Source organism: Bradyrhizobium sp. CCBAU 25338 (assembly GCF_028128965.1).
GTDB lineage: Bacteria > Pseudomonadota > Alphaproteobacteria > Rhizobiales > Xanthobacteraceae > Bradyrhizobium > Bradyrhizobium liaoningense.
Genome location: NZ_LFKY01000033.1, coordinates 115,458 through 131,767, shown reverse-complemented (window position 1 = coordinate 131,767; position 16,310 = coordinate 115,458). Strand labels below are relative to the sequence as shown.

Here is a 16,310-nt window from a genome sequence, read left to right as displayed (position 1 = left end):
CGATTCGCCCCGCATTGATGTCGTGTGCGTAACGCTTGAGTGCCGGGGGCAGGGGCGCACCGCTGCACGTTGAGCCGTGATCTGGGGACAAGTCGGGCTGCCGCAACGAAAATGAGGGGCCTCCCGTCCGGAACCGGCCAATCCTGTCGTGCTTGGTGGTAAAACGACGCATGCGAGGGCGTTGATGATGTGGAGTCGGAGATGACGCAGCCTGCAAAGGTCACAGAACCCTCGATGGAGGAGATTCTGGCCTCGATCCGGCGCATCATTGCCGACGACGAGGCTAAGCCCCCACCGGCTGAAGCCGCCAAGCCCGAGAAGGCCGCGGCACCCGCGACGCCGCCGAAACCGCAGGCAATGAACGACATTCCGCCATCCAAGGTCGCGCCTGCAAAACCTGCTGCCGAGAAGCCTGCGCCGTCAGCTGCGAAGCCGGCTCCGGCGCCGCCGCCCACCGCGGACGCAGCCAACAGCCAGGATGATATCGACGCGCTGCTGGCGGGGCTCGACGCGGCCACGCCTGCGCCCGAGGTCCGCGCTCCCGAGCCAGAGCCAGAACCCGAGCCCGACGTGCTCGAATTGACGGACGAGATGGCGGTGGATCCGACACCGCCTCCGCCACCGCCCAGCTTCCGCAAGGTCGAGCCGCGCGACGATCTCGAATTCGCCGAATCGCCGCCGCCGCGGCCTGCGCCGCCGCCGTCCTACGCACCGGTGGACTTTGACGCCCCGCCGCTGCCGCCGCAGCAGCCGATCCTCGCGCAATCGACGGTCTCCGCGGTCGAATCCGCCTTCAATTCCCTGGCCCATACGGTGCTCAGCAGCAATGCACGGACGCTGGAGGATTTGGTCAAGGAGATGCTGCGGCCGATGCTGAAGTCCTGGCTCGACGACAACCTGCCGGGCCTCGTTGAACGCATCGTGAAGGCCGAAATCGAGCGAGTCTCGCGCGGCGGCCGCTGAGAAGGGCCGTACGGCCCCGATATAGCCCCGCTCCTACGCCATATTGGGCTCGTCGACCGGGCCGGAAAGCCCGTTTGCGCTGACCTTTTCGTTGACTTGGCCCCCTCGCGCGGCTTTCTAGCAGCCCCATGATCGAGAAAAATTACCAGCCCGCCGATATCGAAGCCCGCATGTCCGTCGTGTGGGAGGACAGCCTTGCCTTCAAGGCTGGTCGCCCCGACCGGCGTGATGCCGTGCCCTTCACCATCGTGATCCCGCCGCCGAACGTGACGGGCTCGCTGCACATGGGCCACGCCCTCAACAACACGCTGCAGGACATCCTGTGCCGGTTCGAGCGCATGCGCGGCCGCGACGTGCTGTGGCAGCCCGGCACCGACCATGCCGGTATCGCCACCCAGATGGTGGTCGAGCGGCAGCTGATGGAGCGTCAGCAGCCCGGCCGCCGCGAGATGGGCCGCGCGAAGTTTCTCGAGCGGGTCTGGCAATGGAAGGCCGAGAGCGGCGACACCATCATCAACCAGCTCAAGCGGCTCGGCGCCTCCTGCGACTGGTCGCGCGAGCGTTTCACCATGGACGAGGGCCTTTCGAAAGCCGTCGTCAAGGTGTTCGTCGAGCTGCACCGCGAGGGACTGATCTACAAGGACAAGCGGCTGGTGAACTGGGACACCAAGCTCTTGACCGCGATCTCGGATCTCGAGGTGCAGCAGACGGAGGTCAAGGGCCACCTCTGGTACCTGCGCTATCCGATCGAGGGTAAATCGTTCAACCCCGAGGATCCCTCGAGCTTCATCGTCGTCGCCACCACGCGTCCCGAGACCATGCTCGGCGATACCGGCGTTGCCGTGCATCCCGAGGACGAGCGCTATCAGAAGCTGATCGGCAAGAACGTCATCCTGCCGCTGGTCGGCCGCAAGATTGCGATCGTCGCCGACGAGTACTCCGATCCGGAGAAAGGCTCGGGCGCGGTGAAGGTGACGCCGGCGCACGACTTCAACGATTTCGAAGTCGGCAATCGCCACGGCCTGCGCCGAATCAGCGTGCTCGACAGAGAAGGTTGCCTCGATCTCCTCGACAACGAGGATTATCTGCGCGACCTGCCCGAAGGCGCTGGGCAGTTCGCCGAGGAGTTCCACAAGGTCGACCGCTTCGTGGCGCGCAAGCGCATCGTGGAGCGGCTGGAATCGTTCGGTTTCGTCGAGCGGATCGAGCCGCACACCCACATGGTCCCGCATGGTGACCGTTCGAACAGCGTGATCGAGCCGTATCTGACCGACCAGTGGTATGTCGACGCCAAGACGCTGGCGAGACCTGCGATCGCCGCGGTTCGTTCGGGCGAAACGACGTTCGTGCCGAAGAATTGGGAAAAGACCTATTTCGACTGGATGGAGAACATCCAGCCCTGGTGCATCTCGCGCCAGCTCTGGTGGGGCCACCAGATCCCCGCCTGGTACGGACCTGACGGCAAGGTGTTCGTGGCCGAGACCGAGGAGGAGGCCGTCAGTCACGCGCTCGGCTATTACGTCGAGCAGGAAGTGATCACGCCGGAGCAGGGGCGCGAGATGGCGCTCGACCGCAACAAGCGCGAAGGCTTCATCACCCGCGACGAGGACGTGCTCGACACCTGGTTCTCCTCGGCGCTGTGGCCGTTCTCGACGCTCGGCTGGCCCGACGATACGCCCGAGGTGCAGCGCTACTACCCGACCAACGCGCTGGTGACCGGCTTCGACATCATCTTCTTCTGGGTCGCCCGCATGATGATGATGGGCCTCCACTTCATGAAGGAGGTGCCGTTCTCGACGGTCTACATCCACGCCCTCGTCCGCGACGAGAAGGGCGCCAAGATGTCGAAGTCGAAGGGCAACGTGATTGATCCCCTGAACCTGATCGACGAATACGGGGCCGACGCGCTGCGTTTCACGCTGGCGGCGATGGCGGCGCAGGGGCGCGACATCAAGCTCGCCACCAGCCGCGTCGAAGGCTATCGCAATTTCGCGACGAAGCTCTGGAACGCGTGTCGCTTCGCCGAGATGAACCACTGCGCCGTTCATGAAGGCTTCGAGCCGGCGAACGCGAAGGAGACACTGAACCGCTGGATCGCGCATGAGACCGCGCACACCACGCGTGAGGTGACCGAGGCGATCGAAGCCTATCGGTTCAATGACGCTGCGGGCAGCATCTATCGCTTTGTCTGGAACGTCTATTGCGACTGGTATGTCGAGCTTGCAAAGCCCGTGCTGCTCGGTCCGGACAGTCCCGCCAAGGACGAGACCCGCGCCATGATCGCCTGGGCACGCGACGAGATCCTGAAGCTGCTGCACCCCTTCATGCCCTTCATCACCGAGGAGCTGTGGGAGGTGACGGCCAAGCGCGAGGGCCTGCTGGCATTGGCGCCGTGGCCGCTGAAGCAGGTCGAACCGACGCCGGAGCAGCTCGCGATGCTCGCGGCGACGACGGGGCCGACTGATGCGCTCGTTTCGCCGGCCTGGGTGCTGCCGTTCTTCGATCATGCCGACTTCACCGATCCCGCTGCGGAGGCCGAGATTGGCTGGGTGATCGACCTCGTCACGCAGATCCGCTCCGTGCGCGCCGAGATGAACATCCCGCCGGCGACGCTGACGGCGCTGGTGCTCGCCGGCGCCTCGGCCGAGACCCGGGAACGCGCGCCGCGCTGGACCGATGTCATCAAGCGCATGGCCCGGCTGTCCGACATCTCCTTCGCCGATCGCGCGCCTGATGGGGCGGTCCAGCTGCTGGTGCGTGGCGAGGTGGCTGCGCTGCCGCTGAAGGGCGTGATCGACGTTGCTGCCGAGTGCACGCGCCTCGACAAGGAGATCGGCAAGGCCGACGCCGACATCAAGCGCGCCGAGTCCAAGCTGGCGAACGAGAAATTCGTCGCCAACGCGGCCGAGGAAGTCGTCGAGGAGGAGCGCGAAAAGCGCGAGGCTGCGCTGGCCCGCAAGGCCAAGCTGCTGGAAGCGCTGGAGCGGCTGAAGCAGGCGTCGTGACCTCACTGTCATTCCGGGATGGTCGGTAAGGACCAGACCCGGAATCTCGAGATTCCGGGTTCGATGCTTCGCATCACCCCGGAATGACAATCATTTGGGAAACGGCTTGCTGAGGAACTTCGAGCCCCTGATGCCGAAGCGCCAGGGCAACTCGACGGCCTTGGTGATGCCGATCCGGATGCCCGTTGCGACCTCCACATCCTCCGTCCGCGCATGCAACGCGATTGGCGGGCGGTCCAGCGGCAGCGCGTTGTGCGCGATGGTGATGCCGAGCGCTTCGGTCAGCTTGCCCGGGCCGGAGCACAGCGCATGCGCATCCTGGAGATGCCGGCGCCGGCGCATTGCAGCGATGCCATGCGTCGGCTCCAGTGCGCGGACCAGCACGGCGCTGGCCGAGCCTTCCGCCTCGCACACGAAGTTCACGCACCAGTGGATGCCGTAGGAGCGATAGACATAGGCGAAGCCGGGCGGGCCGAACATCACCTGGTTCCGTGGCGTCGGCCCGCGATAGGAGTGCGCCGCCGGGTCGGTATGATGATAGGCCTCGACCTCGACGATGATCCCGCCAACACCGTTGACCAGCATGGTCGCGCCTATCAGGTCGGGTGCGACCTCGTGGACGCTACGGCCGAAAAAGGTCCGCTTCAGCTGCTTGCCGAGCCGCGGTGGGGATGCCTTCGAGATTGGAGCCATTCGAGGTGAGAATCGCCTGAGAACAGAGCAGGATATTGCCCATATCTGCCATGTTCCCTGAAGCGGCGCGAGCCGGGTTGCGGCAGGCAGCCAGACCGATTAGGTAGGACCTGAACAGACCGGACACCCCATGGTCGTTATTGTCGATACCATCTCGAACCCGCTGCGCCCGCGCCACCCCGAAAAGGTGAACCGGCCTGATTCCGCTTCGCCGCCCAAGCCGGACTGGATCCGCGTGCGCGCGCCGAATACCCGCGGCTATGCCGACACCCGCAACATCGTGCGGGCGAACGGCCTGCACACGGTATGCGAGGAAGCGGGCTGCCCGAACATCGGGGAGTGCTGGGACAAGAAGCACGCGACCTTCATGATCATGGGTGACACCTGCACCCGCGCCTGCGCCTTCTGCAACGTCAAGACCGGCCTGCCGAATGCGCTGGATGCGGCCGAGCCGCAGAACGTCGCCGAGGCGGTCGCCAAGCTCGGCCTCGCCCATGTCGTCATCACCTCCGTCGACCGCGACGACCTCGCCGACGGCGGCGCGCAACATTTCGCAGAGACGATCGGCGCGATCCGGGCCGCGTGCCCCTCGACCACGATCGAGATCCTGACGCCGGACTTCCTGCGCAAGGAGGGGGCACTCGAGGTCGTCGTTGCGGCGAAGCCCGACGTGTTCAACCACAATCTCGAGACGGTGCCGTCGCGCTATCTCACGGTGCGGCCCGGCGCGCGCTACTTCCACTCGATCCGGCTGTTGCAGCGGGTCAAGGAGCTCGATCCCACCATCTTCACCAAGTCCGGCATCATGGCGGGCCTTGGCGAGGAGCGCCACGAGGTGCTCCAGGTGATGGACGATCTGCGTTCGGCCGACGTCGATTTCCTGACCATCGGGCAATATCTCCAGCCGACCCGCAAGCACCACGCCGTGATGCGGTACGTACCGCCGGACGAATTTTCGTCTTACGAGAAGGTCGCCTACACCAAGGGCTTCCTGATGGTGTCGGCGAGCCCGCTGACCCGCTCGTCGCATCATGCCGGCGAGGACTTTGCGAGACTGAAGGCCGCGCGGGCAGCTAGCGGCCACTGAACCGATATGCCCCGTTTTTCCAGCAAGCGCCGTGTCAATCACAGCGCATCCGAGATGTTCGATCTGGTCGCCGACGTCGAGCGCTATCCGGAATTCGTGCCGCTGTGCAGCGCCCTGAAGGTTCGTCAGCGCATGGCAAAGCCCGACGGCACCGAGGTGCTGGTTGCCGACATGACCGTGTCGTTCAAGCTGATCAAGGAGTCCTTCACCAGCCGGGTGACGCTCGACCGCGCCAATCTGAAGATCCTGGTCGAGTATCTGCAAGGCCCTTTCAGCAACCTCGAAAACCGCTGGACGTTCGAGCCCAAGGGCGAGAGCGTCTGCGACGTCGGATTCTTTCTCGCCTATGAATTCAGGAGCCGCATGCTGGCGATGCTGATGGGCTCGATGTTCGACGCCGCCTTCGCGCGCTTTTCAACCGCGTTCGAGAAGCGGGCGGATGCGATCTACGGCCGGCCGAAGCTGGCATCGACGTAGGTTGTCGTAGCGCTCGTGTCACCGACTCGCTGCAATGCGGAGCATTGCTGCGCAGAGTCGGGACCCAGAGTCCTGCAAGCATGGGCCCCGGCTCTGCAGCGCACCGCTAGAGGAGCTGCGCTGCGTCCTCGGCACGATCAAGAAGCCAGGCTTCGTGTAGGCGAAGGTGACACGTGCAGTCTGTGCCAAACGTAGAGCCGCGACGGAACATCCCTTGCCGCGAGCGGTATACATGTAAGGGGTGTATTTCATGAGATGTTCAACTACAATCCGAGTCGGGCGCGGGGGGCTTGTGGAGTCGGACTGGACAGATGGCGCGCTGGAAGCAATCGTGGAGCGAGGAGGATCTCAACCGGCTCAGGGAGCTCGCAGGCACCAAGCCGATTGCGACGATCGCGAAAGAGCTCGGACGGACCACAGGGACGGTGCTCGCGAAGGCGATCGAGCAGAAGCTCCCCGTCATCTACCGTATCCAGCGAGCGGCGCCATAACGGGACTCGCGGTGAACCTGGCATAATCCAGCCGGTCAGTACCCGGGTTTCACGTCGCTTCCACCCATGCGATCCCGCGGCATGGGCTTGACGATTGGCAAGCCCCGAAGGGGATCATTTTCCGCGACAGCGAGTTCTCAACCGATTGCCTTGGTTGGAGCCGCCATGACCGTCAATTTCGACACGCTGAGAGCCTCGCTCGTTCTCTATGGGCTGAATGCGATCTACGCGATCCTGCTGCTCGCGGTCGGCTGGTATCTGTCCGGCGCGATGCAGCGTTTCGTCACGCGCGTCCTGAGCGGCACGCATCGCGTCGATCCGCTGGTGACGTTGTTCGTGGGTAGCCTTGCGCGCTATGGCGTGCTCGCGGTGGTCGGCATCGCGTGCTGCAGCTCTTCGGCATCCAGACCGCGAGCCTCGTCGCCGTGCTGGGCGCCACATCTCTCGCCATTGGTCTGGCGTTGCAGGGTACGCTTTCCAATCTCGCTGCCGGCGTGATGCTGCTGTTGTTCCGGCCCTTTCGCATCGGCGACGAGGTCGAGGTCGCCGGCAAGGCGGGGAAGGTGAGGTCGCTGTCGCTGTTCATGACCGAGCTCGTCGCGGCCGACAATACGCAGATACTGCTGCCGAACGGACAGGTGTGGGGTGCCGCGATCGTCCACCACAGCGCCTATCCCGGCACGGGCGAGGTCAAGGTGGCGTTTCCGGTTCCGGCCTGCGCCGCTTCGGCGCTGGCCGATCGGATCCTGAAGGAGCTGCGCAATGACTCCCGCATGGACGATCAGGCTGCGCCTGCCGTCAACATCTCCAGAGTGGTCGATGTCGCCAATCCGGCGTCGCCGATCCTGGAATTGACCGTCAGTGCGAAGGCCAAGCCGTCACAGGCGGACGCGGTCAGGCAGTGCATGCTCGACCACGCCAGCGCGCTGCTCGCGGCGGCGTAGGCGTTTCGGCGGTGCGGTCGTTCAGCCTCGCGGCGAACGCGGAGGCCTGCGCTTCACCGCATGCCGGCGCGGCGAGCGGGTCACCCGCGGGCGCAGGCGGCTTGCGGCGGCACGTTGCGGCTTGGCCGCGACTTGCGGACCGCGGGCGAGCTCCATCAGCATGCGCAGCGCCTCGACCACCGAGCGGGCGCGCACGGCGCTGCGGCCGATCGCGCCAAAACGCTGCTCCCGATGGATGATGCGGCCGTCGCGCGCGGCGGCGGCGAAGTGCACGAGACCGACCGGCTTGCCGGGCGTGGCGCCGCCGGGGCCGGCAATGCCGGTGATGGCAACGGCGAGGTCGACATCGGCACGCTCCAGCGCGCCGATCGCCATTGCGGTTGCGGTCTCCTTGCTGACCGCACCGAAATTCGTCAGCGTGCTCGCCTCGACCCCCAACATCGCGCGCTTGGCGTCATTGGAGTAGGTGACGAAACCGCGGTCGATCACGTCGGAAGAACCGGGGATGTCGGTCAGCGCGCCAGCGACGAGGCCGCCGGTGCAGGATTCCGCGGTCGCGATCGTCAGCTTGCGCATCCGGCACAGATCGAGCAGCGAGCGGGAGAGGGCGCGTGCGTCGCTGCCGCCCATGACCTAGACGCTCCAGGTCTTTTCGCTAAACGGCAGGCGGATGGTGGCGCTCGCGGTCGCCGCGATGCCCTCCTCACGCCCGGTGAAGCCGAGGCGCTCGCTGGTCGTTGCCTTCACCGCGACGCGGGAGATATCGACGCCGGAGATCTCGGCGATGCGCGCGCGCATGGTGTCGCGCAAGGGGCCGATCTTCGGCCGCTCGCAGATCAGCGTCACCTCGAGATTGGCGACGCGGCCGCCGCGCTGGGCGACGCGCTCGATGGCGTATTTCAGGAACTGGTCGGAGGAGGCGCCCTTCCATTTCGCATCGCTCGGCGGGAAGTGCGAGCCGATGTCGCCGTCGGCCAGGGCCCCGAGGATGGCGTCCACCAAGGCATGCAGGCCGACATCGCCGTCGGAATGAGCGAGGAACCCCTTGGTGTGCGGCACGCGCACGCCGCAGATCATGACATGGTCGCCTTCACCGAAGGCGTGCACGTCATAGCCGGTGCCGGTCCTGATGTCGCCAAGCAGGGCGGCCAGGCGCGCTTCCTCGCGCACGAAATCCTCGGGAGTGGTGAGCTTCATGTTGGCAACATCGCCTTCAAAGGTTGCGACCGTCAATCCCGCCCACTCGGCAATCGCGGCATCGTCGGTGAAATCAGAGCGCCCGTCCTTCGCCGCGCGACGATGCGCCTCGAGGATGACGTCGAAACGAAAGGATTGCGGCGTCTGCGCGATCCTGAGGCGCGCCCGGTCCGGCGTGTCCTCGACATTGCCGCCCTCGCCGGTGAGCTTGATCGTGTCAGTGACGGGAACGACCGGGATCGCAGCGCCAGTGCGGCCCGCCGCTTCGATCGCGCGCGAGATCACGCCTGCCGAGACGAAGGGGCGGGCAGCATCGTGGATCAGCACGATGTCCGGCTTGTGCTTCGCCAGCGCTTCGAGGCCGGCGAGCACCGAAGCCTGACGGGTGGCGCCGCCATTGGTCGGCGGCTCGTGCCTCAGCCCTGCGACCGCTGAGGTGAACATGACGCTGTCGTCGGGGTTCACCACCGGCTGCACCGCTGATACCTCCGGGTGGCGGCTGAATGCCTCCATGGCGCGATAAATCACCGGTACACCGCCGATCTCGCGATATTGCTTGGGCCCGCCGGCGCCTGCACGCAGTCCACGCCCGGCTGCGACGAGAACGACTGCGGTGCGCTGTGATTTCGCCATAGGACTCAAATACTCAGTTGCTCGTCAAGGAGTCGGGGAGTGGTAATTTGCCGGCATGCCTCTAGCACGGCAGGCCCGCAAAAAAAGGGGGTTTCCCCGGATTGTGGGAAACAGCATTTTGCTGCACTGCACTTGCAAGATTTGCAGACTTGTCTAAACTGTAGGCATGACGCTTGACTGCACAAGAATTGTGCGCAAGATAGATCATGGCAGGCGCGATGAGGCCCTGCACAGTCAACGAGACCCCTGTGACCGGCTCGGCAGTATCAGGCTCTAAGCCGTTGAAAATAGGCGATATTGATATCGCCACCCCGGTCTTCCTGGCACCGATGTCGGGCGTGACTGACTCGCCCGTCCGCCGGCTGACCGCCGAGCTTGGGGCCGGTCTCGTCGTGTCCGAAATGACCGCGAGCGATGAGCTCGCCAATGGCCACCGGATGTCCCGGTTGCGCTGCGAAGCCACCGGCATCGGCCCGCATGTGGTCCAGCTCGCCGGCTGCGAGACGCACTGGATGGCCGAAGGCGCCCGGATCGCCGAAGCAGAAGGCGCCGATATCATCGACATCAACATGGGCTGTCCGGCCCGCCACGTCACCGGCGGCCAGTCCGGCTCGGCCTTGATGCGCGACCTCGACCACGCCCTGAGCCTGATCGATGCGACGATCGCGGCGGTGAACGTGCCGGTGACGCTGAAGATGCGGCTCGGCTGGGACGACCGTACGCGCAACGCGCCGGAGCTGGCGCGGCGCGCGGAAGCCGCAGGCGTCAAGCTCGTCACCGTCCATGGTCGCACCCGCTGCCAGTTCTACAAGGGCGAGGCCGATTGGGATGCGATCCGCGCCGTGCGCGAGGCCATCTCGATCCCGCTCGTCGTCAATGGCGACATCACGTCCTACGAGAAGGCGCTCGCAGCATTGGAGGCCTCAGGCGCCGATGCCGTGATGATCGGCCGCGGCGCGCAGGGCCAGCCCTGGCTGCCCGGTCAGATCGGCCGCCGCCTGCGGGGTGGGGCTGAGGAGGCGACGCCTTCTCTCGAAACGCAGCTGCATTATGTCCGCACGCTCTATGATGGCGTCTGCGCGCTCTATGGTCTGCGCATCGGACTGAGGCATGCCCGCAAGCATCTGAGCTGGGCACTCGACGTCGCAGCGCAGGCGAGCCGTGCGCCGGCGGAGAAGCTGAAATCCTGGCGCCAAAAGATCCTGGTCTCGGAGGATCCGCGCCTCGTTCACCATTCACTGCAAGACGCCTTCGACGACTTCGCATGGAGCGCTGTCGCATGAGCTCAGCCGCTGAACATCGTCGGCCGCTTCAGTCCGACAGCGACGCAATCCTGGACGCCTTGCCCAACCCCGTGCTCATGATCGGGCCGGACGGCAAGATCGTCGCCGCCAATATCGCGACCGAAGCCTTCTTCGAGATCTCGACGCAGTTCCTGAAGCGGCAGTCGTTGAAGGAGCTGGTGCCGTTCGGCAGCCCGTTGCTGGCGCTGATCGACCAGGTGCGCTCGTCGAATTCGCCGGTCAACGAATACAAGGTCGATCTCGGCACGCCGCGCATGGGCGGCGACCGCCAGGTCGATCTGCACGTAGCACCGCTCACCGAGCGGCCCGGCCACATCGTGGTGATGCTCCAGGAGCGTACCATCGCAGACAAGATGGACCGCCAGCTCACCCATCGCAGCGCCGCGCGCTCGGTGATCGCGCTCGCCGCGATGCTGGCGCACGAGATCAAGAATCCGCTGTCCGGCATCCGCGGCGCGGCGCAGCTCCTGGAACAGCAGGCCTCGTCCGAGGACCGCATGCTGACGCGGCTGATCTGCGACGAGGCCGACCGCATCGTCACGCTGGTCGACCGCATGGAGGTGTTCGGAGACGAGCGCCCCGTGGTGCGCGGCCCCGTCAACATCCATTCGGTGCTCGACCATGTGAAGCGGCTGGCGCAGTCGGGCTTTGCCCGCAACATCCGCTTCGTCGAGGACTACGATCCCTCGCTGCCGCCGGTGCTGGCGAACCAGGATCAGCTCATTCAGGTGTTCCTCAACCTCGTGAAGAACGCCGCAGAAGCCTTGATCGACGTTCCCGACGCCGAGATCCAGCTCACCACCGCCTTCCGTCCCGGCGTGCGCCTGTCAGTCCCCGGTCAAAAATCCAGGGTATCCCTGCCGCTGGAATTCTGCGTGAAGGACAACGGACCAGGCGTGCCGGACGATCTTCTGCCCAACCTGTTCGACCCGTTCGTGACCACCAAGCAGACCGGCTCGGGTCTCGGCCTGGCGCTGGTCGCCAAGATCGTCGGCGATCACGGGGGCATCATCGAATGCGAATCTCAGCCGCGCAAGACCACCTTCCGCGTGCTGATGCCGATGTATTCCACATCGGTGAAACACGCCGATCAAAGCAGTCGCGCCGACTCTGCCGGGAAGTCGTCGCCTGCGTCACAGGGGGCAAAATGAGGATCAACGATGCCCGCAGGTAGCATTCTCGTAGCCGATGACGATACCGCCATCCGCACCGTACTCAATCAGGCACTGTCCCGCGCCGGTTACGAGGTGCGGCTGACCGGCAATGCCGCAACGCTGTGGCGCTGGGTCAGCCAGGGCGAGGGAGATCTCGTCATCACCGACGTGGTGATGCCGGACGAAAACGCCTTCGACCTGTTGCCGCGGATCAAGAAGATGCGGCCGAATCTGCCCGTCATCGTCATGAGCGCGCAGAACACGTTCATGACGGCGATCCGCGCTTCCGAGCGCGGGGCCTACGAATATCTGCCGAAGCCCTTCGACCTCAAGGAGCTGATCGCCATCGTCGGTCGCGCGCTCGCCGAGCCGAAGGAGCGGACCTCGACGCCGGACGAAGATGCCGAGATGGAGGCGATCCCGCTGGTCGGCCGCTCGCCGGCGATGCAGGAAATCTACCGCGTGCTGGCGCGCCTGATGCAGACCGACCTCACCGTGATGATTACGGGCGAGTCCGGCACCGGCAAGGAACTGGTGGCGCGGGCGCTGCACGATTATGGCAAGCGCCGCAACGGCCCGTTCGTCGCGGTCAACATGGCGGCGATTCCGCGCGATCTCATCGAGTCCGAATTGTTCGGGCACGAGCGCGGCGCCTTCACCGGCGCGAATACCCGCGCCTCCGGCCGGTTCGAGCAGGCCGAGGGCGGCACGCTGTTCCTGGATGAGATCGGCGACATGCCGATGGAGGCGCAGACCCGCCTGCTGCGCGTGTTGCAGCAGGGCGAATACACGACGGTCGGCGGCCGCACGCCGATCAAGACCGACGTGCGCATCGTCGCGGCCTCCAACAAGGATTTGCGTGTCCTGATCCAGCAGGGCCTGTTCCGCGAAGATCTGTTCTTTCGCCTCAACGTCGTGCCGCTGCGGCTGCCGCCCTTGCGCGAGCGCATCGAGGATCTGCCGGATCTGGTGCGGCACTTCTTCACGCTGGCCGAGAAGGACGGGCTGCCGCCGAAGAAGCTCGACTCGCTGGCGCTGGAGCGGCTCAAGCAGCACCGCTGGCCCGGCAACGTGCGCGAGCTGGAAAATCTCGCCCGGCGCCTTGCCGCCCTCTATCCGCAGGACGTGATCACGGCCTCCGTCATCGACGGCGAGCTTGCGCCGCCCTCGGTCAGCCCGGGCGCCGCGGTCCAGCAGGGCGTCGACAATCTCGGCGGCGCGGTTGAGGCGTATCTGTCCTCGCACTTCCAGGGCTTTCCGAACGGCGTGCCGCCGCCCGGCCTCTATCACCGCATCCTCAAGGAGATCGAGGTGCCGCTGCTCACGGCCGCGCTGGCCGCCACCCGCGGCAACCAGATCCGCGCCGCCGACCTGCTCGGCCTCAACCGCAACACGCTGCGGAAGAAGATCCGGGATCTCGACATCCAGGTCTATCGGAGCGGGGGCTAACCTCTCGAAACGGACGGTGGCTCAGCTCCCCCTACCAAGGCAGAGCTGAGCCTGTCCGGATCGCGCTGGCCGTTGTGGCTGACGCGATGAGCAGAAGTCGGAGTGGGGCCAAAATGTTCCGCGGTCACACAAGGATGGGACATCCCACCATCGGCGGCGGCGAACACATTCACCTGATGATTGTGCCTGTGGACGGCAGGACGCGTGCGACGTACGCCGGCGACTCCTGCAGGCCGGGACCGTTGACCAGCAGATCGGCGGCGACGATCAGCAGCAGAACGGCAGAGACCATTATCGCGAGAAAGAACCTGTCCATCTCGGACAAGCCGCAGCCGCGGGAATCCGTTCCCGCAGGTTAGCCTGCCAAGACCCCCTGTGGATTTCACCGCCCCGCCCCGGGGTTCGCGCCGCGGAATTGTCGCAATTCGGCAACAATGTGGTACGAATACATCAGTATCCGCCCGTCGCGGACCGTTTTCATCACCACCATTGCCGGAATGACCAGCGCAGACACCTCGGCCGCACACTTTGACACGGCCCCAGCAGAAGAGCCCCGGCGTTGGTCGGTGCGGCGCTGGCTGGCCCCCTTTGCCGTGGCGCTGGCGCTGCTGTCGGCCCTCCTGACCTTCCTGGTCCTGACCGGCCTTACGAGGATCGATCCGACGCCCGAGGTCGTCCGCTCGTTCTACCTGATCAACGCCGCGACGATCCTGCTCCTGGTCGGGATCATCGTCCGGGAACTCTGGCAGCTGATCCTGGCGCGGCGGCGGGGCAGGGCGGCGGCGCGCCTCCATGTCCAGATCGTCAGCCTGTTCTCGATCGTGGCGGTGCTGCCGGCGGTGCTGGTCGCCGTGGTCGCCAACGTCACCATCGAGCGCGGCCTCGACCGGTTGTTCTCCGGCCCGACCAAGGAGGTGATCCAGAACTCGCTGACGATCGCGCGGGCCTATATGCAGGACCATGCGCAGCTGATCCGCGGCGACATTCTCGGCATGGCCAACGACATCGCCCATGCGAGGCCGCTCTACGACCAGGATCGCCGCTCATTCCGGGAGATGCTGACTGCCAGTGCCGGCTCGCGCAATTTGCCGGGCGCGATGATCATCGACAAGAACACCAATATCCTGGAATCCGCCGACACCGGCATGCGGCTGGCCTATTCGCCGCCCGCGCCGGACTTCCTCAGCAACGTCAACGAGAACGAGCCCGAGATCGCGGTCCTCCCGGACGCGAGCTTCGTTGCCGCGGTGATCCGTCTGCGCGCCTTCAGCGACACCTTCCTCTATGTCGCCCGTCCACTCGATCCGAACGTCGTCAATCAGCTCAAGCAGACCGAAGTCAGCGTCGCCGAATACGCCCAGATCGAGTCGCGCCGGCTCGGCATCCAGGTCGCCTTCGCGCTGATGTTCGCGGTGATCGCGCTGACCATTCTGATGGCCTCGGTGTTGATCGGCCTCAACTTCGCCAACTCGCTGGTCTCTCCGATCCGGCGGCTGATGAACGCGGCGCAAACGGTCTCGACCGGCGACCTCCATGTCCAGGTGCCCGTGCATCAGTCGGAAGGCGATCTCGCCCAGCTGGGCGAGACTTTCAACAAGATGACGCAGGAATTGCGCAGCCAGCGCGACGAGCTGGTCAATGCCAGCGATCTCATCGACAGCCGCCGCCGCTTCATCGAGGCCGTGCTGTCCTCGGCGAGCGCCGGCATCATCGGCGTCGATACTTCCGGCAGCGTCGGCATCCTCAACCGCTCGGCCGAGAAGCTGATCGGCCACTCCGAAGCGGAGACGCTGGGCCATCCGCTCTCGGACGTGCTGCCCGAGCTCGACGAGATGATGAAGACGGCACGGGAGGGGAGCCAGCGCCTGGTGCAGGGCCAGATCACGATCACCCGCGACGGTGCCGAGCGCAATCTGTCGGTCCGCGTCAGCGCCGAGAAAAACCAGCCGCACGACAGCTACATCATCACGCTCGACGACATCACCGAGCTCGTCTCGGCACAGCGGACCTCGGCCTGGGGCGACGTGGCGCGCCGCATCGCCCACGAGATCAAGAACCCGCTGACGCCGATCCAGCTCTCCGCCGAGCGCATCCGCCGCAAGTTCGGCAAGTCCATCACCGAGGTCAAGGACAAGCAGATCTTCGACCAGTGCACCGACACCATCGTGCGCCAGGTCGACGACATCAGGCGCATGGTCGACGAGTTCTCGCGCTTTGCGCGGATGCCCAAACCGGTGATGGAAGGCGAGGACGTCGCCGACACCGTGCGTCAGGCGGTGTTCCTGATGAAGGTCGCCCATCCCGAAATCGATATCGAGGCCGAGTTCAAGGACGATCCGCTCCGCGCCCAGTTCGACCGGCGGCTGATCTCCCAGGCGGTCACCAACATCGTCAAGAACGCCACCGAGGCAATCGAACAGGTTGCCCCCGAGGAGCTCGGCAAAGGCCGAATCGACGTCGTGGTGTCGCGCGAGGGCGACGACGTGCTGATCGACGTCATCGACAACGGTATCGGCCTGCCCAAGGTCGCGCGCTCGCGCCTGCTCGAACCGTACGTCACCACGCGTGCCAAGGGTACGGGCCTGGGGCTGGCCATCGTCGGCCGCGTGCTGGAGGATCATGGCGGGCGGATCGAGCTGAAGGACGCCTCCGATTTCCGCGAAGGCCAGCGCGGCGCCTGGATGCGGATGCGCTTTGCGATCACGGGGCAACCCGCGAAATCCGGGGGCGCCGAGCCAGCGCCCAACGAAGCAATCAAGCCGGAAAACAAGGCAGCGGTCACGGAATCCGTCAAGAAATCCAGCAACGACCTGGAAACAAAAGAGCCGGCCGCCGGAACCAAAGAGCCGGCTGAAAAGACCAATGATTCAACGAAAATCGAAGCCTCAACAGGCAGCTGACAACACAGGCGCG

Annotated in this window: 15 protein-coding genes; 11 read left to right on the top strand and 4 right to left on the bottom strand. The window is 65.4% G+C overall.

The window, feature by feature from the left end:
* The first annotated feature begins 201 nt into the window (after positions 1-201).
* Together ACM42_RS13680 and ACM42_RS13675 are read left to right on the top strand one after the other, a co-directional pair.
* Positions 202-963, top strand: coding sequence for a PopZ family protein (locus tag ACM42_RS13680; protein ID WP_271528411.1), 762 nt, complete (start codon positions 202-204; stop codon positions 961-963).
* Between the two features lie 128 nt (positions 964-1,091).
* Entirely contained in the window at positions 1,092-3,968 is a 2,877-nt protein-coding gene (locus ACM42_RS13675; RefSeq protein WP_271528410.1) for a valine--tRNA ligase, read from the top strand.
* A gap of 90 nt (positions 3,969-4,058) precedes the next feature.
* On the opposite strand, the gene ACM42_RS13670 is transcribed toward ACM42_RS13675, so the two are convergent.
* Positions 4,059-4,661 (bottom strand): DNA-3-methyladenine glycosylase, encoded by a 603-nt coding sequence (locus tag ACM42_RS13670; RefSeq protein WP_271528409.1) that lies wholly within the window; start codon positions 4,659-4,661, stop codon positions 4,059-4,061.
* Positions 4,662-4,791: 130 nt separating this feature from the next.
* Here ACM42_RS13670 and lipA point away from each other — a divergent pair, with 130 nt between their 5' ends.
* The 5 genes from lipA to ACM42_RS13645 all read left to right on the top strand — a co-directional run bounded on the left by lipA (position 4,792) and on the right by ACM42_RS13645 (position 7,660).
* Positions 4,792-5,748, top strand: a complete 957-nt coding sequence (gene lipA / locus ACM42_RS13665) for a lipoyl synthase (protein WP_271528408.1) — start codon at positions 4,792-4,794, stop codon at positions 5,746-5,748.
* Between the two features lie 6 nt (positions 5,749-5,754).
* Entirely contained in the window at positions 5,755-6,225 is a 471-nt protein-coding gene (locus tag ACM42_RS13660; RefSeq protein ID WP_271528407.1) for a type II toxin-antitoxin system RatA family toxin, read from the top strand.
* A gap of 311 nt (positions 6,226-6,536) precedes the next feature.
* On the top strand, positions 6,537-6,716 hold the full coding sequence (locus ACM42_RS13655) for a hypothetical protein (RefSeq protein WP_271528406.1): 180 nt from the start codon (positions 6,537-6,539) through the stop codon (positions 6,714-6,716).
* A 165-nt stretch (positions 6,717-6,881) separates the two neighbouring features.
* Positions 6,882-7,214 (top strand): mechanosensitive ion channel family protein, encoded by a 333-nt coding sequence (locus ACM42_RS13650; RefSeq protein WP_271528405.1) that lies wholly within the window; start codon positions 6,882-6,884, stop codon positions 7,212-7,214.
* Positions 7,100-7,660 (top strand): mechanosensitive ion channel family protein, encoded by a 561-nt coding sequence (locus ACM42_RS13645; RefSeq protein WP_271528404.1) that lies wholly within the window; start codon positions 7,100-7,102, stop codon positions 7,658-7,660. Before ACM42_RS13650 ends, ACM42_RS13645 begins: the two co-directional genes overlap by 115 nt.
* Positions 7,661-7,681: 21 nt before the next feature.
* Here ACM42_RS13645 and ACM42_RS13640 read toward each other — a convergent pair whose 3' ends face one another.
* Complete coding sequence (locus ACM42_RS13640) at positions 7,682-8,290, bottom strand: CinA family protein (protein ID WP_194387418.1); 609 nt, start codon at positions 8,288-8,290, stop codon at positions 7,682-7,684.
* Between the two features lie 3 nt (positions 8,291-8,293).
* Positions 8,294-9,490 carry a bifunctional 2-C-methyl-D-erythritol 4-phosphate cytidylyltransferase/2-C-methyl-D-erythritol 2,4-cyclodiphosphate synthase gene (locus tag ACM42_RS13635; protein ID WP_271528403.1) on the bottom strand — a complete coding sequence of 399 codons (1,197 nt, stop codon included), beginning with the start codon at positions 9,488-9,490 and terminating at the stop codon, positions 8,294-8,296.
* 281 nt (positions 9,491-9,771) lie between these two features.
* Here ACM42_RS13635 and dusB point away from each other — a divergent pair, with 281 nt between their 5' ends.
* The 3 genes from dusB to ntrC are packed head-to-tail and all read left to right on the top strand — an operon-like array spanning position 9,772 to position 13,397.
* A complete protein-coding gene (dusB, locus tag ACM42_RS13630; protein ID WP_271528475.1) occupies positions 9,772-10,773 on the top strand; it encodes a tRNA dihydrouridine synthase DusB in 1,002 nt (333 codons plus the stop codon).
* Positions 10,770-11,945: a two-component system sensor histidine kinase NtrB gene (locus ACM42_RS13625; RefSeq protein ID WP_271528402.1), complete on the top strand. Its 1,176-nt coding sequence runs from the start codon at positions 10,770-10,772 to the stop codon at positions 11,943-11,945. The genes dusB and ACM42_RS13625 overlap by 4 nt, the downstream gene beginning before the upstream one ends.
* 9 nt (positions 11,946-11,954) lie before the next feature.
* Positions 11,955-13,397: a nitrogen regulation protein NR(I) gene (gene ntrC / locus ACM42_RS13620; protein ID WP_239623552.1), complete on the top strand. Its 1,443-nt coding sequence runs from the start codon at positions 11,955-11,957 to the stop codon at positions 13,395-13,397.
* A gap of 169 nt (positions 13,398-13,566) precedes the next feature.
* On the opposite strand, the gene ACM42_RS13615 is transcribed toward ntrC, so the two are convergent.
* Entirely contained in the window at positions 13,567-13,722 is a 156-nt protein-coding gene (locus ACM42_RS13615) for a hypothetical protein (RefSeq protein WP_271528480.1), read from the bottom strand.
* Positions 13,723-13,894: 172 nt separating this feature from the next.
* Between ACM42_RS13615 and ACM42_RS13610 the strand changes: the two genes are divergently transcribed.
* Positions 13,895-16,297: a sensor histidine kinase gene (locus ACM42_RS13610; protein WP_271528401.1), complete on the top strand. Its 2,403-nt coding sequence runs from the start codon at positions 13,895-13,897 to the stop codon at positions 16,295-16,297.
* Positions 16,298-16,310: the final 13 nt, after the last annotated feature.